This window comes from Stenotrophomonas sp. YJH_SMC_64 (assembly GCF_059371375.1).
The window spans coordinates 1-23,366 of sequence record NZ_JCAFUN010000027.1; the positions used below are offsets into that span (position 1 = coordinate 1).

The following is a 23,366-nucleotide window of genomic DNA, read 5'->3' on the forward strand; positions in this document are numbered from 1 at the left end:
GACTATGGACGGTCAAACGGGCATTTTTATAGTGGTTCATCCGGGCTCTTTGGGGTCTGGAGAGGTGTGGTAACCACCATTTTCCAAAGATGTCCCGGATGAACAACGTACAGAGAGATCACAACTAACAGTCGACTCTACACGCCCCGGATCCCGGCTGTTGCTGTGGTTATGAACGGTCCAACCAGTCCGGCGCGATGCCCTGCGCCTTCTGCCAGCGTCGCAGCAGGGTGGCGCGTGGCACGAGGTAGTGATCCTGCAGCACACGCGCCTGGCGGATGCGGTCCAGGCGGAAATGGCGGAAATCCTCGCGGCGCTCGCACCACGCCGCCAGCATCGGCACCTCATCGAAGTAGCCCAGCGCGAACGGCCAGACGATCCGCTCGCTGCGCTGGCCGTGCGCGTCCTCGTAGCCGAACTTCAGGCGCTGCTGTGAACCGACAGCCTCTCGCACGGCCTGCAGACGAGCTGGGGGAACCTTGGCCGCCGCACGCGAAGGGCCCACCCGCAGGCCACTGTCACGCAAGGCCTCGCGCCGCGCTGCGGGCAACACATGCGCGATACGCGCCAGGGCATCGCGTGCGGCCTCGGCCAGCGCCGGCTCGGTGCGCGCGGCGACCCAGCGCAGGCCCAGCACCAGCGCATCGATCTCGGCCGGCGGCAGGGTCATCGGTGGCAGGGTGTCGCTCGGCGCCAGCTGGTAGCCGACGCCGGCCTCGCCACGCAGGTCGGCGCCCTGCTCACGCAGGGTCTCGATATCGCGGTACAGCGTGCGCAGGCTGATGCCCAGCGCTTCGGCCAGCGTCTGCCCGGCCACCGGCCGCCGATGGCGGCGCAGCAGCTGCAGCAACTGGGTCAGGCGCAGCGCACGTGACATCAGCCGACCAGTGCGCTCGATGCAACCACGTGCTCACCCGGCCGCGGGGCCAGCGCGGCCTCGACCAGTGCCTTGGCGATCTCGCTGGCCGGGTTGATCCGCCACGCCCGTGGCAACATCGGCCCCAAGGCACCCAGCACCATCAGCGCCAGGCGCTCGCCACGACGCACCTCGTTGCGCTCGCCCCCGATCAGCCCTGGGCGGACCAGGGTCAACGAATGGAAGCCCAGCGCACGAAGGTCACGTTCCAATTCACCCTTCACCCGGCTGTAGAAGATCGACGACTGCGGGTTGGCACCGGCCGCGGAATTCAGCACATAAGTCTGCGCGCCCTGTGCCTGTGCGAGCCGCGCGAACGCCAGCGGGTAGTCATGATCGATGCGGTGGAAAGCCTCGCGGCTGCCGGCCTGGGCAATGGTGCTGCCGAGCGCGCAGATGACCGCGTCCACGCGCGCCCATGCTGGCGAAGTGGGCAACGCGTCGAAGGCCAGTACCGGGTTCTCCAGCTTCCGGTGGGTCATGCCCAACGGGCGGCGGGTGGGCGCCACCACGCCACTGCAGCGCGGGTCGTCCAGCAGCCGGGGCAGGGCCAGCCCGCCGACCAGGCCGGTCGCCCCCAGCAACATCACGCGCATCACCACCTCCACTGCGGCATCCTGTCGCCCATCCTAGCCGTTCAAGCCGTCGGCGACCGCGCCGATATGCTGGAACCAGTCCCTGCCAGCCCCAGGATTCGCTCCATGACGGACCAGCCCGACCACCGCCCTGCCCCCGGTACCGCCCTTGGGCCGCCGGCACGCGTGCGCGCGGTGGTGGACGATGGGCTGGGCGACCGCGTGGTACTGCAGGGCGGTGGTGGCATGGCGCTGCAGCAGCTGTTCGCCGGCGCCGACGCGCCGGAACCGCTGCTGGCCGCCTTCGCCAACGGCATGGCCACCCTGCCCGGCGAACTGGGTGACATGGGCGACCGCCTGCAGTCGGCGCAGGCCAGTGCCGATTGGCCGCGCTACGGGCGCGCGATGCGGCAGCTGATCGACAAGTACATCCGCACCATCGAACAGCATTCGCCGGACGGTCAGCCGGAAAGCCTGCGCCTGTCCGAGCAGCTGCGGCTGCTGCTGGGTGGCGCCGTGGTGGCCCTGCTGCAGCACGACCCGGATCTGCGCGAACAAGCGCAGGCCCTGGCCACGCGCCTGCGCCAGTGGCAGCCGGGTACCGCACTGGAGCCGATCGAGCAGGGCGTGCGCGAACTCGGGCACCAGGTCGGCGTGCGTGCCGAGAGCTGGCAGGAGCAGCAGGCGCTGCTGCTGGAACTGTTCGCGCTGCTGTTGGAAAACGTGAGCGAGCTGCTGGACGACCGCAGCTGGCTGCAGGGCCAGATCGCGGCGGTGCGCCAGCTGCTGGACGGGCCGCTGGAAGCCGAGGCAGTCGAGCGCACCCGTGCCGAACTGCGCGAAGTGATCTACAAGCAGGGCCTGCTGCGCCAGGGCATCGACGATTCGAAGGCGGCGATGCGCGGGTTGATGGGCGAGTTCATCGAGCGCATGGATGGCATGGCCACCAGCACCGGCGAATACCACGACCGCATCGGCAGCTACGCACTGCAGCTGCGCGAGGCGCGTAGCATCGCCGACCTCAACCAGCTGCTGCAGGACGTGATGCGCGACACCGGCAAGGTGCAGCAACAGGCCGCGCAGGCCCGCGATCACCTGGCCAATGCGCGGCAGGAAGTGGAACGCGCCGAACAGCGCATTGCCGAGCTGGAGCAGGAACTGCGTGCCGCCGGTGACCTGGCGCGTATCGATCCGCTGACCCAGGCGCTGAACCGCCGCGGCCTGGACGAACTGCTGCAGCGTGAACTGGCGCGTGCTGCGCGCAACAACTCACCGCTGGGCGTGGCGGTGATCGACCTGGATGATTTCCACCTGACCAACGAGGCGCACGGCCACGCCGGCGGCGATGCGTTGCTGCAGCACCTGGTGGCCGTTTGCAGGCTGCTGCTGCGCGCTACCGACGGCATCGCACGGCTGGGTGGCGACGAGTTCGTGCTGGTGCTGCCGGAAACCCAGGGTGCCGACAGCATGGCCACCGTGCAGCGCCTGCAACGCTCACTGGCGCACCGTGTGCTGACCGTGCAGGACCGCCGCGTGCCGGTGCACTTCAGCGCCGGGCTGGCGCAATGGCAGCCGGGCGACGATACCGAGGCCCTGCTGCGCCGTGCGGATGACGCGTTGTATGCGGCCAAGCGACAGGGCAAGAACCGCGTGCAGGCGGGCTGACCGTCCGGCCCGTCGCGAACCGCTTTGGTAGGTGCCAACCTTGGTTGGCACGAGCGCCAAACAAAGCGCCGACCAAGGTCGGCCTCTACCTTGCGACCCGCCGGTGATTACTTGCCGCGCAGCTTCTGGAACCCGGTCACGGCCGCCAGCACGATGGCGCCGGCGATGATGCCGACCACCATGTTACCCACCGCGCTGACCAGCCAGCCCCACTGCCCCTCGCCGCCCATCGCCTGTACTGCGTGGTGCAGCGCCGGCACGTTGTGCACCAGGATGCCTCCGCCCACCAGGAACATGGCAATGGTGCCGGCCACCGACAGGAACTTCATCAGCCACGGCGCCGAGGCCACCAGGCCGCGACCGAAGGCGGCCACGGCCCCACCCTTGCGCGACAGGTACAGGCCGACGTCATCAAGCTTCACGATGCCCGCCACCAGCCCATAGACGAAGACCGTCATCGCCAGTGCAACCACGGCCAGCGTGACCAGCTGGTTGGTGAACGATGCGGTGGCGACCACGCCCAGGGTCAGTACGATGATCTCGGCCGACAGGATGAAGTCGGTGCGGATCGCGCCTTTCACCTTGTCCTTCTCCCACGCCACCATGTCCACCTGCGCGTCGGCCAGCGCCTTGCGCCGCTCGGCCTGATGCTCGGCGTCGTCCTCGGCTGAGTGCAGGAACCGGTGCGCCAGCTTCTCAACGCCCTCAAAGCACAGGAACGCGCCGCCGATCATCATCAGCGGCACGATCAGCGGCACGTTCCAGCCGCGGCTGTGCAGCCAGGCCTCCAGCGCACTGATCGCCAATGCTGCCGGCACCAGGATCACCTTGTTGACCAGCGAGCCCTTGGCCACCGCCCACACCACCGGCAGTTCGCGGTTGGCGTTGACCCCGGTGACCTGCTGCGCGTTCAGCGCCAGGTCGTCGCCCAGCACGCCGGCGGTTTTCTTCGCCGCGACCTTGGTCAGGACCGAGACATCGTCGAGGAGGGTGGCGATATCGTCGAGCAGGGCGAACAGGCTGGCACCGGCCATGGGAAGTCCAGAGAGGGAATGAGCGGATTCTGACCGATCCGGTGTGGACTGCGGAAGACGTCGGATTCACCGCGTGCCCACCGCCCCCCGGCGACACTGCGGAATCCGGACATCGCCGGCCCGTGGCCGGCGCTACCTGTCTTCGTCGCATGGGAGTTCCGCTTGAGCAATCCGCCCACCGCCAATGGCAATCCTCCGCTGGTCAAAGGCATGAACCGGCGCAGCCAGATCCTGCGCCTGCTGATGCGCTATCGCCATTCAGGGGTGTTCTCGGGCATGAACCTGGATGCCGCAGGCAATCCAGCCGACGTTCCCGCGGACGGCAACCCGGAACAGTTCGTCAGCGACCTGGAAGCGCTGGGCCCGACCTTCGTCAAGCTGGGCCAGATGCTGTCCACGCGCCCGGACATGGTGCCGGTGGAGTTCGCCACAGCCCTGGAGCGCATGCAGGAAAAGGTGGCCGAGATTCCGGTCGAGCGCATCCATGCGATCGTCGAGCAGGAGCTGGGCGCACCGGTGAACAAGCTGTTCGCCTCATTCGATCCCGAGCCGCTGGGCTGTGCCTCGATCGCGCAGGTGCATCGCGCGGTGCTGCACGACGGACGCCAGGTGGCAGTGAAAGTGCAGAAGCCTGAAGTGGCTGCACAACTTCGCTCGGACCTGGAGGCGCTGCGCAGCTTCGCGCTGGCCGCCGACCACCTGACCCAGGTGGGCCGCCGCGTGCGCCTGCGCGACTGGCTCAACGAGTTCGCAAAGACCCTGATGCAGGAGCTGGACTACCACGCCGAGGCCGAGAACCTGGCCCGTTTCGGCCGACACCTGAAGCCGTTCCGCCGCCTGTGGATTCCGCAGCCGCTGTGGGACTACAGCAGCCAGCGCGTGCTGACCATGGAACTGGCCACCGGCGTGCGCGTGGATGCGATTCCCGATGTGCGCCGTACCGAACAATCGATGGACCCGCTGGCGGCGGCGCTGATCCGCGGCTACCTGGACCAGATCTTCGTGCACGGCGAGATCCACGCCGACCCGCACCCCGGCAACCTGCGGGTGATGCCCGATGGACGGCTGGCGATCTTCGACCTGGGCATGGTCGCGCACATGCCGCCGCGCCTGCGCGAACGGCTGCTGAAGATCCTGTTCGCCGCAGTCGATGGCCGTGGCGAGGAAGTAGCCGACGATCTGATCAGCATCAGCACGCGGCTGGAGGCCTTCGACGAAGAGCGCTACCTGCGCGAGACCGGCCAGCTGATCGCGCGCTACGCCGCCAGCGGCAGTTTCTCCGAAGGCCGCGTGGTGCTGGACATGGTGCGCATCGCCACCGCCTGCGGCCTGCGCACCCCGCCGGAACTGAGCCTGCTCGGCAAGGCGCTGCTCAACCTGGAAACCGTATGCCGGTTGCTGGCACCCGAACTGGAGACCCGCCGCATCGTCGAGCGCCAGCTGCAGCATGTGATGCGTGCGCGCCTGAAGAAGTCCCTGTCGGCAGCCAACATCGCCAGCGAGGCGATGGAGCTGCAGCAGCTGCTGCGCGATGGGCCGCGCAAGCTGTCGGACATCATGGCGCTGCTGGCCGAGAACCGTCTGCAGATGAAGGTGACGGGCCTGGAAGAATCGCGGCTGATGGAGAACCTGCAGAAGATCGCCAACCGCGTGGCGGCCGGCATCATCAGCGCGGCATTGATCATGGCCGCCGCGATGATGATGAAGATCGACACCGGCTGGCATCTGTTCGGCTACCCGCTCATCGCCCTGATTCTGTTGTTCATCGGCGTAGTGCTCGGCCTTGGCATCGTGACCAGTGCATTGCTGTTCGATCGTCGCGCGCGGGCACGCGAAGAGCGCGGGCACCGCTAGCGAATCTACGAAAACACTCGTATTCATGCGGTTTTTAATGCAATCCAACGAAGCCTTTCACGCTCGTTTTACCTTCTGAGCGCGATTTCGCGCGCGTCATTTCAACAAACATTTCAGTCAGGTTCGTGCATGCACTATCGGGTCATCGGCCTGTCACATGCATGTGCGTGCGGCAGCGCCGGTCGGATGGACACGCGTCGGTACGACGTCCATCACCACCACCCCGTCACTGCCGAAGCTGCCTATGCTCTGGATACTGCTGCTGTCGTTGTTGCTGCTGTGCTGGTTGTTCCTCGCGTCCGGCAAATGGGTGTGGTGGAAGGCCAGTGCGTTCTCGCTGCTGCTGCTCACGCTCAGCGCATGGTGGCTGATCGACAAGCTGTCCGGTGATGGGCTCAACGCCGCCACGCTGTACCACCTCGGCGCCGACATGGAAGGCGCCGGAGTCTCCGACTTCAAGGGCTACATCGCCGGCTTCATCGTGCTGGCGCTGGTCTCGCTGCTGCCGCTGTTCGCCACGCGGGTGAAGCGCTGGCGCCGGCCCGGCCACGGTGGCGCGCTGTTCGCGGGCTTCGCGGCCGTGTGGGTGGCCACGATCATGATCAGCCCGCTGGCCCGCGACGGCCAACGCCTGTACCAGCAGCTGCGCCCGGTCGACTTCGCCCGCATCGCCCCCGAATACCAGGTGCCGACGCAGCCGCTGCAGCGCCCGCGCAACATCGTCTGGATCTACGGCGAGAGCCTGGAGCGCACCTACCTGGACGAAAACGTATTCCCGGGCCTGATGCCCAATCTCAACCGGCTGGCGTCCGAGTCGCTGGACGTGCGCAACCTGGCCTCGGCCGAGGGCAGCGGCTGGACCATCGCCGGCCTGGTGTCGTCGATGTGCGGCGTGCCGCTGACCACCTCGCAGGGCGACGAGAACAGCATGGACCGCATGGGCAGCTTCCTGCCCAAGGCGGTGTGCCTCGGCGACTACCTGAAGCAGCAGGGCTACACCAACCACTATCTGGGCGGTGCCAACGGCCAGTTCGCCGGCAAGGGCCAGTTCCTGGCCAGCCACGGTTTCGATGAAGTGCATGACCTGGCCTGGTTCAAGCAGCAGAAGAAGATCGGCCGCATCCATTACTCGGCCTGGGGCGTGCACGACGACGTGCTGCTGGACACCGCCTACCAGCGCTTCGAGCAGCTCTCGCGTGCCGGCTCGCCGTTCATGCTGACCACGCTGACCATGGATACCCATCACCCGGCCGGCCATCTGCCGGTGTCGTGCAAGGGCGAGCGCTACCAGAGCCAGTACGGCAACATCGGCCTGCTCAATGCACTCAAGTGCACCGACCGCCTGATCTCGCAGCTGGTCGAGCGCATCCAGGCCAGCCCGTATGGCAAGGACACGTTGATCGTGATCGCTTCCGATCATCTGGCGATGCCCAACGACCTCAGCCATGTGCTGGCCAAGCAGCAGCGCGAAAACCTGCTGCTGTTCCTCGGCGACGGCGTGGCGCCTCGCCAGCTGGCGGTGGAAGACGGTTCAACGCTGGATTCCGGCGCCACCCTGCTCAGCCTGCTCGACCCGAACCTGCAGACCATGGGCTTTGGCCGCTCGCTGCTGGATGACAAGCGCGCACCGAGCGCCAGCGTGGCCGCGCACCGCGACGGTAGCCGCGACTATCCACAGTATCTGGCGTTCGCCCGCTCGCTGTGGCTGGGCGAACCGACCCGTGAATTGAAGATCGACGGCGACGACCAGGTGGTGGTCGGCCTGCAGCACGTGCAGCCACCGGTGCTGCTGGAGTACGACAAGGACTGGGGCCTGAAATCGGTGTACCTGGAGAACACGTCACGCCAGTTCGATGATGCCGACCCGGACAACACCCTGGCCTATGTCGATCGCTGCACCGCGTTCGAGGACGGCTCGGCCGACGGTGACTGGTGCGCCCTGCTGGTCAACCGCGATAACGGCATCAAGCTGTACCGCGACGATGACCTGCGCGGCGGCATTGCCGTGGATGCGCCGCTGGATGCGTTCCAGGGCCCGCGCCCGAGCGTGCGCCAGGCGCACATGATCACGCAGAAGGGCCGCCGCACCCGTGCCGGCCAGTACATGCTGCAGCTGGTGGCGAGCACGCGCCCGGATCGTGGTTTCTGGATCGAGGCGGTGTCATCGCAGCGCAAGGTGGTGCTGGCCCAGCAGTGGGTGCAGCCCGATGCCAATGGCAAGATCAACGTGTCGTTCGGGCTGGACCACGAAGTGGATGATCTGGAGATCCGCGCGTGGTTGAACCATGCCGAGAAGCTGGCGGTGGATACGTTCGCACTGGTGCCCTCGCGCAGCCGGCCACGGGGATAGGGTTCTTTGCAGGGCTGCGCCCTGCACCCGCCGAAGCAACGGCCGAAGCAAGAGCAACAGCAACGGCAACAGCGGGCATTCCGTGGTTTGGCGGGGCGGTGTCGGAGTGCGGGGACGCCGTAAATCCGTCCCTGGAGGCTTGGCAGCCGCATCCATGCGGCTGACACCCCGCACTCCGACACCGCCCCACCTCTGACAGTTCCTGCGGCTGTCGGTAGGTGTCGACCTTGGTCGACACACTCTGTCAGATATCGAAAATCAAGATCGGGTCAGATCCGTTTTCCTCCGGAAAACGGATCTGACCCCGAGAGCAATTCCAACAGATCGCGGGAGATTGTCGAAGGCGGGGTGGGTCCGGTTGCGGGAGTGTCCGCGGCATGGATGCCGCGGCCAAGCCCCCATGGACGGGTTTACGGCGTCTCCCGCAACCGGACCCACCCCGCCAAACCACGGAATGCCCGCTGTTGCTGTTGCTGTTGCTGTTGCCTTTGCTCCGGCTCGTAGCGGGTGCAGGGCGCAGCCCTGCAGAACACCCCCTACTCCTGCGGATCGCGGGTGATGTGGATATCGGTCGGGGTCGACAGCGGAATGTTCCGCTCGGCCAGTATCTGCAGCAGGCTGAAGTACAGATCGCTGCGGGTGGCGTAGACCTGCCGCGGGCTGGCCACGTACGCGAAGCTGTTGATGGTGATCTGGCCACCGGCAATGCTGTCGATGTAGACCGTCGGCGCCGGCTGCTTCAGCACGTTGGTATGCGCGGTGTACGCATCCAGCAACGCCTGCCGCAGGTTGCCGACATCGGTGCTGGGCGGCACCGCGAACTGGATCTGGATGCGGCCCTGGTTGTTGCCCATCGTCATGTTGCGCACGGTTTTGGTGACCAGCTCGGAGTTGGGCACGATCAGCGTCGACTTGTCGCCCACCTGGATCTCGGTCGAACGCAGGCTGATGCGGCGGATGTCGCCCTCCTGGTCGCCCAGCTTCACCCAGTCGCCGATCTTCACCGGGCGCTCGGCCAGCAGGATCAGGCCGGAGACGAAGTTCTGGGTGATCACCTGCAGGCCAAAACCGATACCCACTGACAGCGCACTGACCAGCAACGCCAGCTTGCTCAGCTGCAGGCCCATCGCGCTCAGCGCCCAGATCACCGCGATGATGATGCCCACGTAACGGGCAACCGTACTGACCGAATTGCGTGCGCCCAGATCCAGTTCGGTCTTGGGCAGGTAGGTGTCGGTCAGCCAGCGCTGCACCAGCTGGGTGATCGCCAGGCCGGCCAGCAGCGCCAGTACCGCCAACACGATCCCCGCCGGTGCCAGCTTGGTGCCACCGATATCGAATCCGGTCGTGAACAGTGAAGTGAAGCGCTCCACCACCGCGCCGATGTTGCCGAACGGCGCCACCAGGGCAAGCAGCGTGAGCAGCACGACCACGGTACGCAGCGCCGCCGACAGCAGCACGCCGGCCTGCTCCAGCCGCGATACGCTCAGGCCGGTGCTGAGCAGGATGGTCTGGCCAACCTTGCTGTCGGCGTTGAGCATCCAGGTGCTCAGGTCATCGACGAACTTGAACAGCAGGGTCGCGGCCAGCACTACGATGCTGCCGCCGATCAGCTGCTGGTTCACGAACTTGGCGAAGTTCAGGTAGCCCAGCAATGTGGCGATGATGGCCGCCACCACCGCAATGTTGCCCGCTACCCGGGCCAGTACCAGCCAGCTGCTGCGACGCACCGGCGTGGCCGCGCCCACGCCATCGGCCTGTGCCTCCAGCTTGGCCTCGGCCTCGGCGGTCTGCCGGCGATGCAGGCGTGCCAGGGTCACCAGCATGGCCATGATCAGGCCGAGGTAGGTCAGCGCAATCAGGCCGTCCAGCGCCACCGTGGTGACGTCGCTGGTACGCGTGGCCTGATCGAGGGCGACCAGCACCGTGCTCAGCCAGGCCAGCGCCGCCGCGCCCCACGCGTACTTGCGCAGCTTGAGTGCGGCGGTGTCATCCAGATTCAGCAACCGCCACGACGGACGCTTGGGTACCAGCATGCACGCGCTGAGCGCCGCGATGAAGGCGGCGCGGAAGGTGGCCGTCTCCAGGCCGTCGGCCACCACCTGCAGGCGCGGCGCGATGGCATCGATCGCATCGAGCGCTGCCATCAGCACCACCACGGCATAGCCGGGCAGCAGCGTACCGACCAGCAACAACCACATGGCCAGGCCGGAGCGGCGCAGGCGACCATCCGGCGCACGCTCGGACGCCGCAAAGCGCCGCCCCAGCCTGCGCAGCCACAGCCGCAGCGGGAACATCATCACCAGAGAGGCCAGCAGGCCCAGCAACGGCGTGCCCCAGCCATTGGCCCGGACACCAGCAACAAACGTATCGCGCCCCTGCTCGGCCAACGGCGCGACGCGTGCGATATCGATCGGCAAGCGCTCGGCCACCTTGCTCCACAGCGCCGGAGACAACGGCGAGGCGACCTTCTTCCCCATGTCTTCGGCGCGTTGCGCAGTGCGCTGCTGGTCGATGTCGGCTGCCAGCTGCTGGGCACGCACGGCACTGGCCTTGGCCTGCGCTACCGACGCGGCCAGGCCGTCGCGCTGTTTGGTGATGGTGCGTCGTTGCGCGGCCAGTTCCGGCGGTTCGGTAGTGCCTTCCGCAGGCGTGCCCAGCTGCGCCAGCTGTTCGCTGATCCGATCCAGCTGCGGCTGCAACGCCTTCTCCAGCGCTTCGGCATCGCGCCGGGCCTGCGAGGCATTCTCGGACAGCATCGCCAGTGTCTCGATGGCCTCTGCATCGCCCCGCTTGCGCTCGACCTCCTTCAGCCTGGAATCGATGTCCGCCAGTTGCTGCTTCGGCGTGGGGTCCTCATCCTGGGCCAGCACCGGTGCGGACAGCAGGAAGGCAGTGCACAGCAGCAGGGCCAGCCAAGGCCCCCGTGCACGGATCGATCGCAGGAAAGAAGACACGCCAGCCACACCGTTTCGCGCGGACCACCGCGCCTGCGCGCGACTATACGGCACAGGCGGTAAAGGCTGGATGGTGGCTCAGAGGACCACACCCACCGCGATGGGAGCTTCGACGGGGTGAAGGCGCGGGGTGGTCACGACGGGGCGATAACGGCCTGGCGATTGCGGCGGGGTGATCGTGGCCGGGCGAATCGACGGGGTAGAGTCGACTGTTAGTCGACTATCGCGCGCAGCGCGGGCTTTGCACAGCGTCCAGCGAAGAGCAGTCGACCAACAGTCGACTCTACCCAGTCGATTCACCCCGCCCACGTTTCCGCGCGCACGCGCGCCACGCCGGCGAAGTCAGTACTTCAGGCGCAGCTCTTCGACGGCCGGCTGCTGCAGCGCGTACCAGTCCTGGAACTCTTCCTCGGTGATCTCATCGGGCGCGTACACCGCCACCGGGTGCCAGTCGTGGTCGGTGGGCAGCGGCTGGCGCGGGCCGGCACGCAGGCTGTAGCTGACGCCCTCGTAGTCGACCAGGTCATCAACCTGCGGCCACTGCTCGCGTGCGAACGCGGATTCACTCTTCAACAGGATTACCTGGTACATCGGCACCTCCACCTCGGTTGGATCAGGAAAACACGGCGCTGGCGGCAGCATACCGCCACGCCGGTGACAACGGCCACGCCGCAGCGGCGACGGAACGTTCTGGACACGGCCATCGCCCAGGCTTCACCCGCCCATGGCAAGGCCATCGGCATCGTGGAGGCCCACCCCTGCCACGACCGCCGATGACCGACCACCCGCCGCTGAAGACCGTCGCCGACCTCAAGCTGCCCCGCTACCTGGGCACCTGGTATGAAATCGCACGCCTGCCGATGCGCCACGAGCCGGAAGGCTGCACCGATGTGTCGGCGCACTACACCCTGCTCGACAACGGCAACGTCGGCGTCACCAACCGCTGCCGCATGGACGGCGACGTCGAGGAAGCCACCGGCGAGGCCTGTGCCGTCGACAACGACAGCGCGCGCCTGGAGGTGAGCTTCCTGCCCAAGGGTCTGCGCTGGTTGCCGTTCGCCAAGGGCGACTACTGGGTGATCCAGGTCGCTCCGGACTACAGCGTGGCGCTGGTCGGCAGCCCGGACCGCAAGTACCTGTGGCTGCTGGCCCGCGAACCGCAGCTGGACGCCACCGTGCAGGACCATTATCTGGCCACCGCCCGCCTGCAGGGCTTCGATCTGTCCGAACTGATCCACACCCCGCACACCGGTCGCCCCACAGCCTGAGCCGCCCACTCATGGACCTGAAGAGTGGCTACCCGTGGTGGGCGGTGCGCAACGGCCTGATCCACGCCTTCCCACCGCTGGAGCGGGATCTGCGCTGCGACGTGCTGGTGGTCGGCGGCGGCATCACCGGTGCGCTGATTGCCGACGAGTTGTCCGGGCATGGCCACGACGTGGCGGTGATCGAGCAGCGTGACATCGGCTGGGGCAGCACCGCTGCCAGCACCGCGCTGCTGCAGTACGAGATCGACACCCACCTGCTGGAACTGGCCCAGCGCTATGGCCAGGACGCCGCGGCGCTTGCCTACCGGGCGTGTGCGGAAGCAATCCCAGCGCTGGGCGACGTGGCACGCGGGTTGAAGGACGTGGATTTCCAGCGCATGGACAGCCTGTACCTGGCCAGCCGCCATCGCGACGTTCCGCGCCTGATGGCCGAAGGTGAGGCGCGGCGCAGCATCGGCCTGGATGCCCGCTGGCTGGGCCCGGAGGCACTGCAGGAACGCTTCGAGGTGGACGCCGGTGGTGCCCTGCTCACGCGCCAGGCGGCGCGGGTCGATCCGTATCGGCTGACCTATGCGCTGCTGCAGCGCGTGCGTCGGCGCGGCGGCCACGTGCATGACCGCAGCGTACTGCACAGCCTCGATGCTACCGCGCACGGGGTGACCGCCCGTACCGAAGCCGGTGCCACGGTCCGCGCACGCCACGTCGTGCTGGCCATGGGCTATGCCAACCAGCGCTGGCTCGACCAACGCGTCGCCCGCAACCGCAGCAGCTATGCCTTCATCACCGACCCCATCGATGCGGACGTGCTGGGCCGGCTGCGCAACACGATGGTCTGGGAGAGCGCACGCCCGTACCTGTACCTGCGCGCCACCGGCGACCGGCGCCTGGTGGTGGGTGGGCTGGACGACGCCATCGACATCCCGGCCCGCCGCGACCGGCGCGTGCAGCGCAAGGCCGACCAGCTGATGAAACAGCTGCTGCATTGGTTCCCACGGCTGAACCCGGTGCCGGCGTTCTCCTGGGGCGGCACCTTCGCCGAGACCGCTGATGGCCTGCCGTTCTTTGGCCCGCACGAACAATGGGGCCCACGGGTGCACTTCGCCATGGCCTACGGCGGCAACGGCATCACCTATTCGATGATCGGCGCGCAACTGCTGCGGGCCCGGATCGAGCGGCGCACGCATCCACTGGCGGGGCTGTTCGGGTTCGGGCGGTTGTGACCTGCAGCCAGGCATGGCCTGGCTCTACCGCAAGCGGGTGCCGACAGGCATCATTCAAGCAGCCCCTGCTAGCGTCGGCCTGTACCGCCGCGTGTTGCGTGGCCACCTGTCCGCTGGAGCGCCGTCATGATCCGCCCCCTGACCCTGCTGCTGTGCCTGGCCCTGCCGGGAACCGTACTGGCCCAGTCTGCCGCCGGCGCCACCGCGCCGCAGGCCGCCGGCCTGGACCTGACGCTGCCGCAGGCGCCGATGCGCTACCTCAACGATGCGAGCCTGAAACAGGATCCGCCGGGCACGTATTACGGTGACAAGAGCGGTCCGCGCGTGCACGACGACGCGAAGATCGCCGACGTCACCGACGACAAGGTCAAGGTGTCCGGCAGCTTCACCACCGGCATCGGCTATTCCAAGAATGGCGGCAACAGCCACTACAACGCCGCCACGCTGAACCTGAGCAAGAACTACACCACCGATGAGGGCAAGACCCACGGGGTCAACGTCAACATCCACGTGAGCGAGGGCAAGGGCCCGGGCTTCTTCGGCCCGTATGGTGGCTACTACGGCCGCGGGCCGGGCTACTGGGACTACCCGCCGCCGTTCGGCTGGTAAGGGCTGGCACCCGCGCCTGGGCCGACCAAGGTCGGCCACCACCGGTGCCTATGCCCGGTAGGTGTCGACCTTGGTCGACACGCTTCTTCCCCGTATGCCGACCAAGGTCGGCATCTACCGGATCTGGAATCAATCCAGCCAGCCATCGCGCTCGCTGTGCAGGATGCGGCCGTCATAACCGCTCAGGCGCACCTCCACCTTCTGGTTGCGGGCATTGCGGGCTTCCAGTGACCAGGTCGCACCATCGCGTTCCAGCGAATGGATCTCGCGCAGGCCATGCGCCTGTGCCCGTGCCAGCACCTGCTCGGTGGTCAACAGCGCGCGGCTGCTGTGCTCATCGAAGATCTCGCCGGTCTTCGGGTCCACGTAGACCTCGCTGAAGCGGCCATCGGCGCGGCTCACGTCAGCCTCCCACAGGCCATCATCGCGTTCGATCTCGTGGATCTGGGTGTAGCCGGCCTTGCGCAGGGTCTGTTCAACCTGGGCCATGCCCAGCGGCGCAGCCTGTACGGCCGGCGCGACGGCCAGCAGGGCAACAGTGGCGAGGGTGAGTGACTTCAACATGGGGGTTCTCCTGTTCGTGTTCGTGGCCGGACCATCCCGGCAACGCCACAATGCACCCCGTGGTTAACAGCGCCTTAGCCGGCACTGTTAGCCAGCTGTTAGTCACCTCCGCCACACTCACGCCTGGTCCTACAGTCCTCCCCGCGCCCCGATGCTCTCCACCCTGCCCCTGCTGCTGGCCCTGGCCAGCGCCCCGACCGCCGCCGCGCCCGCACAGGACCCGGCGCAGCAGGTCGCGCGCCGCGCCGTGCAGCAGGGCCGCTACGTGCCATTGGAAAGCGTGGTGCGCGATGCGCTCAAGCGCTTTCCGGGCCAACTGCTGGAAGTGGAGCTGGACGACGGCGTCTACGAAGTGGAGATCCTGCGCAGCGACGGCGTGGTGGTGGAGCTGGACTATGATGCGCGCAGCGGAAAGCTGCTGAAGACGGAGCTGGACGACTGATGCGCATCCTGTTGGCCGAAGACGATGCCGCACTGGCACAGCGCCTGGTGCCCCTGCTGGAACAGGCCGGCTACGTGGTGCACGTGGTCGCCGACGGCCGCCAGGCCGAGGAGATCGGCCAGATCGAAGACCTGCAGGCGGCCATCGTCGACCTGGGCCTGCCCGGGCTGGACGGATTGAGCGTGATCGAGCGCTGGCGCGGCAACGGCCGCAGCTTCCCGGTGCTGGTGCTGACCGCACGCGGGCGCTGGCACGACAAGCTGGCCGGCTTCGACGCAGGCGCCGACGATTACCTCACCAAACCGTTCCAGGCCGACGAACTGGTGCTGCGCCTGCGCGCCCTGATCCGCCGCAGCCATGGCCACGCCAGCCCGCGCCTGCACTGCGGACCACTGCAGCTGGACGTCAACGCTGGCCGTTTCGAGCTGGACGGCCAAGCGCTGTCGCTCAGCCCGCAGGAATTCCGCCTGCTCAGTTACTTCATCCACCACAGCGGCCAGGTGATCGGCCGCGACCGCCTGGGCGAACAGGTGTTCGACGGTGGCCACGACCCGGACTCCAACGCGCTGGACGTGCTGCTCGGACGCGTGCGCCGCAAGCTCGGCATCGACCTGATCGAGACCGTGCGCGGCCAGGGCTGGCGGCTGGCCGCGCCGTGAGCCGGCAACCCTCCCTGCGACGGCGCCTGCTGCTGGCTGGCGGCGCCGGCCTGCTGCTGGTTTCGCTGCTGGCCAGCGCGCTGCTGGGCGAACTGTTCAAGCGCAGCGCGCGTGACCGCCTCGACCACGAACTGCAGCAGGACATGCTGACCCTGCTGGCGCAGGCCGAAGTGGACCCCGAAGGACAGCTGCGCCTGCGCCAGGAACCGAATGACGCGCGCTTCCAGCGCGTGTTCTCCGGTGCCTATTGGCAGATTGCCGGTGCCGATGGCCGCGTGCTGCTGCAGTCGCGCTCGCTGTGGGATGAAACCCTGCCGGCCATGGCCACAGGTGCGGCCACGCGCAATCTGGCTGGGCCACTACAGCAATCCCTGCGTGCACGCGTGCAACAGGTGCGCCTGCCGCGCGCCAGCGCACCGTTCGTGGCCGTGGTTGCCACCGACCGCAGCGCGCTGGATGCGGATGTAGCCGCGTTCCGCAAGCGCACCGCCATCGCGCTGGGCGTGCTGGTCACGGCGTGGCTGGCGGTGCTCGCCAGCCAGGTCCACTTCGGCCTGCGCCCGCTGCATCGCCTCGGTGCGCAGCTGGAACGGGTACGGCGCGGCGATGCGCAGCGCATCGACACGCAGGAACTGGGAGCGGAAGTCGCACCACTGGGTGAGGAACTCAACGCGCTGCTGGACCACCAGCAACGCATGGTCGCGCGCGCGCGCACCAGTGCACAGGATCTGGCGCACGCGCTGAAGACTCCACTGAGCGTGTTGGCCACCGAGGCCGACGGCGACGGTGCGCACTGGCGTGCCACCGTGCGCGAGCAGAGTGCGCGCATGCAGGCCAGTGTCGACCGTTACCTGGCTGCAGGACTGGCTGCCGACCATCGCCAGCGCACCGACGTGGCGGCCGTCGCACAGGCGCTGTGCCGGCTGATGGCACGCGTGCATGGCGAACGCGGCATTGCGTTCACAGCGGAAGGCATTGATCCGGCGTTGCAGTTTGCCGGTGCCAGTGCGGATCTGGAAGAGATGCTGGGTAATCTGTTGGACAACGCCGGGCGGTGGGCGCAACAGCAGGTCACTGTCGAAGCGGAAGCCCACGACGGCCAGTTGCGCATCGAAGTGCGTGATGACGGCCCTGGCCTGACGGCGGATGCGCTGTCCCAGGTCACACAGCGTGGTGTACGCCTGGATGAGCGCGAGGGCAGCAGTGGATTGGGGTTGGCGATTGTGAGCGATATCGCCGCCAGTTATGGCGGGCGCCTGGCGCTGGAAAATGCGCAGCCCGGCCTGCGCGCAGCGTTGTGGTTGCCGGTGGCGTGAAGCGGCCAACCAAACGGTGGGTAGTGCCGGCCGCTGGCCGGCAACCACGTGGTCACCGGAAACGCCCTGCGGAAGCCGGCCAGCGGCCGGCTCTACCAAGCGCCAATCCGACCGGTCGCCGTACACCCGGTAGGTGTCGACCTTGGTCGACACACATCAAACATCAACGGTGATGCATCCACCAGCAATCAATCGCGTCCAGCACGATGTGGATGATCAAACCGATGCCGAACAACCGCGTTTTCTTCGGCACGCACAGGCCTGCATACACGGCAATCGCCGGTGCGGTGTGCAGCGGATGGAAACCGATGCTGCAGCGGTTCGGTGCGTAGATCGGGTCGGCCAGCAGGTGGTCCAGGTCGATGATCCAGCCCAGCAGCATCAGCAGCCACGCCGAAGCAAAGCGCTTGCGCCAGAACAGCCATGCCAGCAGGGCTGGCACGGCGGCATGCAGGAACAGGTGGAAGATCGCGCGCGCGCTCATCGGGGCCGGTAGCGCCGGGCCTACGCCCGGCGTTCCCGTTTACATCAGACCAGCGGTTCGTCGGACAGGTAGGTGTAACCGGTCAGGCCGGCTTCCAGCGCCTCCGACAACTCCTGCGCACGTTCCGGCGACAACTGGGCCTCGGCCACGCGCTGCGCATAGGTCGCACGCAGTTCGTCCAGGCGGTAACCCACGTAATCCAGCATCACGTCGGTGGTGTCACCACGGCGCTGCTGGGTGATCGCGTAGCCATCGGCATCGGCCAGCACTTCCACCGCGTCGGTATCACCGAACAGGTTATGGATGTCGCCCAGGATCTCCTGGTAGGCGCCGACCATGAAGAAGCCGATGCGGTAGCTCTCGCCCGGCTTCATCTTGTGCAGCGGCAGCGAGCTGTCCAGGCTCTCGTTCTCGACATAGGTTTCCACCATGCCGTCCGAGTCGCAGGTCATGTCGGCGATGATGCCGCGGCGGTCGGGGGTTTCGTCCAGGCGCTCGATCGGCACGATCGGGAACACCTGGTCGATCGCCCACACGTCCGGGATCGACTCGAACACGCTGAAGTTGACGAAGTACTTGTCGACCAGGCGCTCGTTCAGTTCGTCCAGCACCGGGCGATGGCTCTTCTCGTCATAGCTCAGGCGCGCACGCACGCCGTGGGCGATGGCGTAGAACAGGTCGTCGATGCGCGCACGCTGCGGCAGGTCGATCTGGCCCAGCGCGTAGCTGGCCAGGCCTTCGGCATGGAAATGCTGCGCTTCCTGGAACAGTTCCACCGCCGGGCGCACGTCCAGCTCGTCGTGGATCTCGCGCAGGTGGCGAATCGCCGCCGGCTCATCGTCGTGCTGGTCCGGCACGCGGCCTTCCTGCGCCTCTTCCACTTCCGAGACGTTGGCGATCAGCACCGCGTGGTGTGCCGTCATCGCGCGACCGCACTCGGTCACGATGCGCGGCGGGGTGAGGCCGAATTCTTCGCACGCATTGGCCAGCGGCTGCACGATGTTGCTGGCATAGGAATGCAGGCCGTAGTTGATCGAGCAGAAGCTGCGCGAACGGGTGCCTTCATAGTCCACGCCCAGGCCACCGCCCACGTCGACGTGGGTGATCTTCGCGCCCAGGCGCGACAGCTCCACGAAGTAGCGGGTGGCTTCGCGCATGCCGTTGGCGATGTCGCGCACGTTGGAGATCTGCGAGCCCATGTGGAAGTGCAGCAGGTTCAGGCAGTCGGCGTACTCGGTGTCACGCAGCGACTTCCACAGATCCAGCAGCTGGCGCGGCGACAGGCCGAACTTGGCCTTGTCGCCACCGCTGTTCTGCCACTTGCCGGCGCCCAGCGAGGCCAGGCGCATGCGCACGCCCAGGCCCGGCTTCACGTCCAGCGCCTTGGACTCTTCCAGCACCAGCTTCAGCTCGGACGGCTTCTCGATGACGATGAAGGTCTGCAGGCCCAGCTTGCGGCCGATCAGGGCCAGGCGGATGTACTCGCGGTCCTTGTAACCGTTGCAGACGATCAGGCCACCCGGGCGCGACAGCGCCAGCACGGCCATCAGCTCGGGCTTGCTGCCCGCTTCCAGGCCGAAGCCCTCGCCGTGGTGGCTGGCCAGGGTGCCGGCCACGCCGCGGGTCTGGTTGACCTTGATCGGGTACACGGCGGTGTAGCCGCCGCTGTACTCCCAGTCCTGCTGGGCCTGGGCGAAGGCCGCCTGCAGCTTGCCCAGGCGCTGGCCGAGGATGTCCGGGAAGCGCACCAGCAGCGGCAGCTTGGCACCGGCCGCGCGCGCCGCATCGACCACCTTGGGCAGCGACACCACCGGGCCGTCCGCCCCGGTCGGTCTCACCACCATGTGCCCGGCCTGATCCACGTCGAAGTAACCGTCCGCCCAATGCGGGATCGAGTAGGTCTTGCGGGCTTGGTCGAGGGACCAATCGGTCATTTCAGTCGGCCTTGTTGGCAATAAAAGGGGGGGCATGATAACGCCTATATGCCCACAGGTTCGTTATCATGCGCGCCCGCGCCCGTGACAGGTTCCAACCTGAACGGGCCGATCCGTCCGGATGTGGCATCTGTGCCACGCGGCCCCGCCCGCCAGCCCGGCTCCACCCCTCCGAACAGGACTGTTTTCCAATGACTGACAGCAACAACTGGTACATCGAACACTTCGAGCGCACCGGCTCGGCCATCGGCTACCGCATCACCGGCAAGCTGGACGAGGTGCAGTCGCCGTTCCAGAAGATCGAGATCTTCCAGACCACCGACTGGGGCAACCTGATGACCATCGACGGGGCCATCATGCTGACCAGCAAGGACAACTTCTTCTACCACGAGATGATCAGCCACCCGGTGCTGTTCACCCACGCCGCGCCCAAGCGCGTGGTGATCATCGGCGGCGGCGACTGCGGCACCCTGCGCGAAGTGCTCAAGCACACCGGCGTGGAGAGCGTGACCCAGTGCGACATCGACGAGCAGGTCACGGTGATGGCGCGCAAGCACTTCCCGGAACTGTGCGACTCCAACGACGACGCCCGCGCCGAGCTGCTGTTCGACGACGGTGTGGCCTACATGGCCAACTGCCCGGCCGGCAGCGTGGACGTGGTGATCGTGGACTCGACCGACCCGGTCGGCCCGGGTGAAGGCCTGTTCAACAAAGCCTTCTACGAGAGCTGCTTCAAGGCCCTGAAGGACGACGGCATCCTGGTGCAGCAGTCCGAGTCGCCGCTGATGCAGCTGGAGCTGATCAACGAAATGCGCGCCGAGATGGGCAAGGCCGGCTTCGGTTCGTTCAAGACCCTGCCGTTCCCGCAGCCGTGCTACCCCACCGGCTGGTGGAGCGTGACCATGGCGCGCAAGGGCGACAGCAGCTTCGACTTCCGCCAGGCCGACTCGGCCGCCAAGACCTTCAGCACCCTGTACTACACCGCCGCGCTGCACACCGGCGTGCTGGTGACCCCGCCGTTCGTGCAGGCGGCACTGAAGTAATGCGTGCCGACCAACGGTCGGCACGCACCCATGCAAAAGAAAAACCCGCGCTGGCGACAGCGCGGGTTTTTTCATGTTCCGGTAGTGCCGGCCGCTGGCCGGCAACCTCATGTAACGATCAAAGCGCCCAGATACCGGCAATCACCGCCACCACCAGGCCCCACTTGATCAGCTGGTAGGCCACCACGCTGCGCTCGCGCAGTGCCTTGGCCTTCAGGCGCACCTTGTAGACGCTGCCGAACGCCTTGTTGACGCCACCGGTCGGGTCACCCGGCAGGTTCGGCGATGCACCGCCGGCCAGCAGCGTGGCCGCCACCACGCGGTTGAACAGCCCCGGCAGGCCGAAGCGCAGCGGGCGGGCGATGTCGCAGAACAGGATCACGCGGTCATCGGGCGTCTCGTTGTGCGCGTGGTGGATGTAGGTCTCGTCGAACATCATCCACTCGCCATCGCGCCAGCTCTTCTTGATGCCGTCCACTTCGATGTAGCAGCCGTCGTTGTTCGGCGTGGCCAGGCCCAGGTGCAGGCGCAGCGAACCGGCGAACGGGTCGCGGTGCGGGCGCAGTTCGCTGCCCGACGGCAGCTGCGCGAACATCGCCGCGCGCACATCCGGCAGCGACTCCAGCAACGCGGTGGTCTTGGGGCACATCGCCTTCGCCGACGGGTGCGACGGGCCATACCACTTCAGGTAGAAGCGCTTCCAGCCACGGCGGAAGAACGAGTTGAAACCGGCATCATTGAACGTGCTGGACGCGGCGATCTTCTGCGCATCGCGCAGCGCCAGCGCTTCATCGCGGATCATCTGCCAGTTCTGGCGCAGCGGCTCCAGCTGCGGGAACTCCTTGGCCGGGTCCAGGAACGGCGTGGTCGGCACCTTCGAGAACATGTACATGACCACGTTGATCGGGGCCATGAAACTGGAATGGTCCAGCAGCTGGCGCGACCAGCGCGCGCGGACCTTGCCACGGAAGTGGATGTACAGCACGCAGGCCACGAATAGCGCTGCAATGACGATTTTGATGATCAAAGCACTTTCCTCCAGCCGCGGCCGGAACGGGAAACGGGGCGATGCACGGCCTGGTGGCCAGCATCGGTAAGGAACGCGGCAGGGAACGGGGACGTGCCGAAGGGTGCGGCCGCCGATGTCGCGAATTAACAGCTTATGGTCGGCAGGCCGTGCGTCGGGGTCAAGCCGGACGTGCGCGACGTTCAGCGGGCCGCGGATGAACGAACCGATGCGACGCCCAACCTATTGATTCGGAAAGAACCGTCGACCAAGTGAGACATAATTGTCCGATTCTGTGTGACGAACTGTTCCAGCCACGGCGCCGACATTTCTCCGACAAATCGTGGAATAGCGAACTGGCGAGTACTAAAATTAACGAAAACTTAGTAACTCCCTGTAACACCGGTTCGCTTGACGCTTTGCGCCACCCACCGGGTCGTCCGAGACCCCGACATGTATCTTTCTGCTCTGCCCCCCTCCTCCTGCGGCGATGACGCCGCCACCCCGCTGCTGCTCAAGCGCGGCGAACGCTTCCTGGCCCCCGACGTCTATCGCACCTGCCTGGACGGGCGCGAGGCAGTCATCAAGGACTATTCCCGCTACCGCGGCACGCCCGTTTCGCTCATCGCGCGACTGATGGTGCGCCGCGAGGCCCGCATGCTGCAGCGCCTCGGCGGCTGGAAGCACGCCCCCGCGCTGCTCGGCACCCTCGGTGGCCTGGCGCTGGGCATGGAGTTCATCCCCGGCCAGACCCTGAGCACCGCACAGGCCGTGGGCAACGAGGTGTTCGAGCAGCTGCAGCACGCGCTCAGCCGTTTGCACGCCGCCGGCATCAGCCACAACGACCTGCATGGCACCAACGTGGTGGTCAGCGGCGGCGTACCGGTGCTGCTGGACTTCACCTCGGCCTGGCGCGCTCCACGCTGGCTGCGCCGCAACCCGCTGAGCCGGCAACTGAGCCGCAGCGACATGAAGAACCTGCTGAAGATCCGCCAGCGCGTGACCGGCCAGGCGCCAAGTGCCGCGCAGGCTGCACTGGTGGCCGACCCGGGCTGGGTCGCGGCCGTGCGGCAGGGCTGGAAGCGGTTCTACAAGTGGGCCAAGCGGCGGTAAGCGCCGCGTCTTTCGGGCGGCGATGGATCGCGAGATGAGATGGGACAGCGCCGGGGGCTGCGTGCCCCGACGGGGACGATGCCTCGGGGGGTGCGTGCGCCGATGGGGACGACATCTCGGCGGCTGCGTGCGCCCTATCAGGTAGAGTCGACTGTTAGTCGACTGCTCTTCGTCCCGAAGCCGAAAAACCCCGCGCTGCGCGCGCAAGTCGACTAACTGTGATCTCTCGGTAGGTTGTTCATCCGGGGCATCTTTGGAAAATGGTGGTTACCACACCTATCCAGACCCCAAAGAGCCCGGATGAACCACCATAAAAATGCCCGTTTGACGCCGTTTAGTCGAGAACTTCTTGTCCGC

The 23,366-nt window shown here is 66.9% G+C and carries 19 protein-coding genes and 1 pseudogene; 11 read left to right on the forward strand and 9 right to left on the reverse strand.

Translation table 11 applies throughout. The annotated features are described in order from the left end of the window. Positions 1 to 169: 169 nt before the first annotated feature. Both AC5P9L_RS20885 and AC5P9L_RS20890 read right to left on the reverse strand, forming a co-directional pair. A complete protein-coding gene (locus tag AC5P9L_RS20885; protein WP_049460385.1) occupies positions 170 to 877 on the reverse strand; it encodes a helix-turn-helix transcriptional regulator in 708 nt (235 codons plus the stop codon). Further along, entirely contained in the window at positions 877 to 1,512 is a 636-nt protein-coding gene (locus AC5P9L_RS20890) for a Rossmann-fold NAD(P)-binding domain-containing protein (RefSeq protein WP_049460387.1), read from the reverse strand. The genes AC5P9L_RS20885 and AC5P9L_RS20890 overlap by 1 nt, the downstream gene beginning before the upstream one ends. A 105-nt stretch (positions 1,513 to 1,617) precedes the next feature. On the opposite strand from AC5P9L_RS20890, the gene AC5P9L_RS20895 reads away from it, so the two are divergent. After that, positions 1,618 to 3,156: a GGDEF domain-containing protein gene (locus tag AC5P9L_RS20895; protein ID WP_049460386.1), complete on the forward strand. Its 1,539-nt coding sequence runs from the start codon at positions 1,618 to 1,620 to the stop codon at positions 3,154 to 3,156. A 107-nt stretch (positions 3,157 to 3,263) separates the two neighbouring features. Here the strand turns inward: AC5P9L_RS20895 and AC5P9L_RS20900 are convergent, their stop codons facing one another. After that, positions 3,264 to 4,190, reverse strand: a complete 927-nt coding sequence (locus tag AC5P9L_RS20900) for a DUF808 domain-containing protein (RefSeq protein WP_005411357.1) — start codon at positions 4,188 to 4,190, stop codon at positions 3,264 to 3,266. 207 nt (positions 4,191 to 4,397) lie between these two features. On the opposite strand from AC5P9L_RS20900, the pseudogene AC5P9L_RS20905 reads away from it, so the two are divergent. Next, a pseudogene (locus tag AC5P9L_RS20905) lies at positions 4,398 to 6,044 on the forward strand (ABC1 kinase family protein); the annotation flags it as partial. Positions 6,045 to 6,288: 244 nt separating this feature from the next. Continuing rightward, the gene (locus tag AC5P9L_RS20910) at positions 6,289 to 8,394 is read left to right on the forward strand and encodes a phosphoglycerol transferase I (protein WP_495230705.1); all 2,106 of its coding nucleotides are present in this window, start codon (positions 6,289 to 6,291) and stop codon (positions 8,392 to 8,394) included. 536 nt (positions 8,395 to 8,930) lie between these two features. Here the strand turns inward: AC5P9L_RS20910 and AC5P9L_RS20915 are convergent. Together AC5P9L_RS20915 and AC5P9L_RS20920 are read right to left on the reverse strand one after the other, a co-directional pair. Next, positions 8,931 to 11,360 carry a DUF3772 domain-containing protein gene (locus tag AC5P9L_RS20915; protein WP_099530244.1) on the reverse strand — a complete coding sequence of 810 codons (2,430 nt, stop codon included), beginning with the start codon at positions 11,358 to 11,360 and terminating at the stop codon, positions 8,931 to 8,933. Positions 11,361 to 11,693: 333 nt separating this feature from the next. After that, entirely contained in the window at positions 11,694 to 11,942 is a 249-nt protein-coding gene (locus tag AC5P9L_RS20920; protein ID WP_005414723.1) for a hypothetical protein, read from the reverse strand. Between the two features lie 182 nt (positions 11,943 to 12,124). On the opposite strand from AC5P9L_RS20920, the gene AC5P9L_RS20925 reads away from it, so the two are divergent. The 3 genes from AC5P9L_RS20925 to AC5P9L_RS20935 all read left to right on the forward strand — a co-directional run bounded on the left by AC5P9L_RS20925 (position 12,125) and on the right by AC5P9L_RS20935 (position 14,448). After that, a complete protein-coding gene (locus tag AC5P9L_RS20925) occupies positions 12,125 to 12,619 on the forward strand; it encodes a lipocalin family protein (RefSeq protein WP_005411362.1) in 495 nt (164 codons plus the stop codon). 11 nt (positions 12,620 to 12,630) lie between these two features. Then, a complete protein-coding gene (locus tag AC5P9L_RS20930) occupies positions 12,631 to 13,839 on the forward strand; it encodes an NAD(P)/FAD-dependent oxidoreductase (protein WP_495230707.1) in 1,209 nt (402 codons plus the stop codon). Positions 13,840 to 13,965: 126 nt separating this feature from the next. After that, complete coding sequence (locus tag AC5P9L_RS20935; protein ID WP_043034272.1) at positions 13,966 to 14,448, forward strand: hypothetical protein; 483 nt, start codon at positions 13,966 to 13,968, stop codon at positions 14,446 to 14,448. Between the two features lie 129 nt (positions 14,449 to 14,577). On the opposite strand, the gene AC5P9L_RS20940 is transcribed toward AC5P9L_RS20935, so the two are convergent. After that, on the reverse strand, positions 14,578 to 15,012 hold the full coding sequence (locus AC5P9L_RS20940; protein ID WP_005411365.1) for a PepSY domain-containing protein: 435 nt from the start codon (positions 15,010 to 15,012) through the stop codon (positions 14,578 to 14,580). A 151-nt stretch (positions 15,013 to 15,163) separates the two neighbouring features. Here AC5P9L_RS20940 and AC5P9L_RS20945 point away from each other — a divergent pair, with 151 nt between their 5' ends. From AC5P9L_RS20945 to AC5P9L_RS20955, 3 genes are read left to right on the forward strand one after another with little or no spacing between them, the layout of a single operon-like run. Beyond that, on the forward strand, positions 15,164 to 15,454 hold the full coding sequence (locus AC5P9L_RS20945; RefSeq protein ID WP_033834860.1) for a PepSY domain-containing protein: 291 nt from the start codon (positions 15,164 to 15,166) through the stop codon (positions 15,452 to 15,454). After that, positions 15,454 to 16,113, forward strand: coding sequence for a response regulator transcription factor (locus AC5P9L_RS20950; RefSeq protein WP_227843618.1), 660 nt, complete (start codon positions 15,454 to 15,456; stop codon positions 16,111 to 16,113). The genes AC5P9L_RS20945 and AC5P9L_RS20950 overlap by 1 nt, the downstream gene beginning before the upstream one ends. After that, positions 16,110 to 17,429, forward strand: a complete 1,320-nt coding sequence (locus AC5P9L_RS20955; protein WP_262101572.1) for a sensor histidine kinase — start codon at positions 16,110 to 16,112, stop codon at positions 17,427 to 17,429. Before AC5P9L_RS20950 ends, AC5P9L_RS20955 begins: the two co-directional genes overlap by 4 nt. Before the next feature lie 163 nt (positions 17,430 to 17,592). Here the strand turns inward: AC5P9L_RS20955 and AC5P9L_RS20960 are convergent, their stop codons facing one another. Further along, complete coding sequence (locus tag AC5P9L_RS20960) at positions 17,593 to 17,913, reverse strand: DUF6122 family protein (RefSeq protein ID WP_005411369.1); 321 nt, start codon at positions 17,911 to 17,913, stop codon at positions 17,593 to 17,595. 44 nt (positions 17,914 to 17,957) lie between these two features. Beyond that, a complete protein-coding gene (speA, locus tag AC5P9L_RS20965; RefSeq protein WP_005411370.1) occupies positions 17,958 to 19,847 on the reverse strand; it encodes an arginine decarboxylase in 1,890 nt (629 codons plus the stop codon). Between the two features lie 191 nt (positions 19,848 to 20,038). Here speA and speE point away from each other — a divergent pair, with 191 nt between their 5' ends. Then, positions 20,039 to 20,890 carry a polyamine aminopropyltransferase gene (speE, locus tag AC5P9L_RS20970; RefSeq protein WP_150359320.1) on the forward strand — a complete coding sequence of 284 codons (852 nt, stop codon included), beginning with the start codon at positions 20,039 to 20,041 and terminating at the stop codon, positions 20,888 to 20,890. A 118-nt stretch (positions 20,891 to 21,008) separates the two neighbouring features. On the opposite strand, the gene AC5P9L_RS20975 is transcribed toward speE, so the two are convergent. Beyond that, on the reverse strand, positions 21,009 to 21,914 hold the full coding sequence (locus tag AC5P9L_RS20975) for an aspartyl/asparaginyl beta-hydroxylase domain-containing protein (protein WP_197614809.1): 906 nt from the start codon (positions 21,912 to 21,914) through the stop codon (positions 21,009 to 21,011). A 435-nt stretch (positions 21,915 to 22,349) separates the two neighbouring features. On the opposite strand from AC5P9L_RS20975, the gene AC5P9L_RS20980 reads away from it, so the two are divergent. Next, positions 22,350 to 23,009, forward strand: a complete 660-nt coding sequence (locus AC5P9L_RS20980) for an RIO1 family regulatory kinase/ATPase domain-containing protein (RefSeq protein ID WP_262101571.1) — start codon at positions 22,350 to 22,352, stop codon at positions 23,007 to 23,009. The last annotated feature ends 357 nt before the right edge of the window (positions 23,010 to 23,366 follow it).

Bases quoted from the DNA above. Each gene is read 5' to 3' on its own strand.
- AC5P9L_RS20910 (WP_495230705.1), top strand. From the start codon at position 6,289: ATGCTCTGGATACTGCTGCTGTCGTTGTTGCTGCTGTGCTGGTTGTTC.
- AC5P9L_RS20980 (WP_262101571.1), top strand. From the start codon at position 22,350: ATGTATCTTTCTGCTCTGCCCCCCTCCTCCTGCGGCGATGACGCCGCC.
- AC5P9L_RS20930 (WP_495230707.1), top strand. From the start codon at position 12,631: ATGGACCTGAAGAGTGGCTACCCGTGGTGGGCGGTGCGCAACGGCCTG.
- AC5P9L_RS20945 (WP_033834860.1), top strand. From the start codon at position 15,164: ATGCTCTCCACCCTGCCCCTGCTGCTGGCCCTGGCCAGCGCCCCGACC.
- speE (WP_150359320.1), top strand. From the start codon at position 20,039: ATGACTGACAGCAACAACTGGTACATCGAACACTTCGAGCGCACCGGC.
- AC5P9L_RS20920 (WP_005414723.1), bottom strand. From the start codon at position 11,942: ATGTACCAGGTAATCCTGTTGAAGAGTGAATCCGCGTTCGCACGCGAG.
- AC5P9L_RS20935 (WP_043034272.1), top strand. From the start codon at position 13,966: ATGATCCGCCCCCTGACCCTGCTGCTGTGCCTGGCCCTGCCGGGAACC.
- AC5P9L_RS20940 (WP_005411365.1), bottom strand. From the start codon at position 15,012: ATGTTGAAGTCACTCACCCTCGCCACTGTTGCCCTGCTGGCCGTCGCG.
- AC5P9L_RS20890 (WP_049460387.1), bottom strand. From the start codon at position 1,512: ATGCGCGTGATGTTGCTGGGGGCGACCGGCCTGGTCGGCGGGCTGGCC.
- AC5P9L_RS20885 (WP_049460385.1), bottom strand. From the start codon at position 877: ATGTCACGTGCGCTGCGCCTGACCCAGTTGCTGCAGCTGCTGCGCCGC.
- speA (WP_005411370.1), bottom strand. From the start codon at position 19,847: ATGACCGATTGGTCCCTCGACCAAGCCCGCAAGACCTACTCGATCCCG.
- AC5P9L_RS20950 (WP_227843618.1), top strand. From the start codon at position 15,454: ATGCGCATCCTGTTGGCCGAAGACGATGCCGCACTGGCACAGCGCCTG.
- AC5P9L_RS20895 (WP_049460386.1), top strand. From the start codon at position 1,618: ATGACGGACCAGCCCGACCACCGCCCTGCCCCCGGTACCGCCCTTGGG.
- AC5P9L_RS20900 (WP_005411357.1), bottom strand. From the start codon at position 4,190: ATGGCCGGTGCCAGCCTGTTCGCCCTGCTCGACGATATCGCCACCCTC.
- AC5P9L_RS20925 (WP_005411362.1), top strand. From the start codon at position 12,125: ATGACCGACCACCCGCCGCTGAAGACCGTCGCCGACCTCAAGCTGCCC.
- AC5P9L_RS20960 (WP_005411369.1), bottom strand. From the start codon at position 17,913: ATGAGCGCGCGCGCGATCTTCCACCTGTTCCTGCATGCCGCCGTGCCA.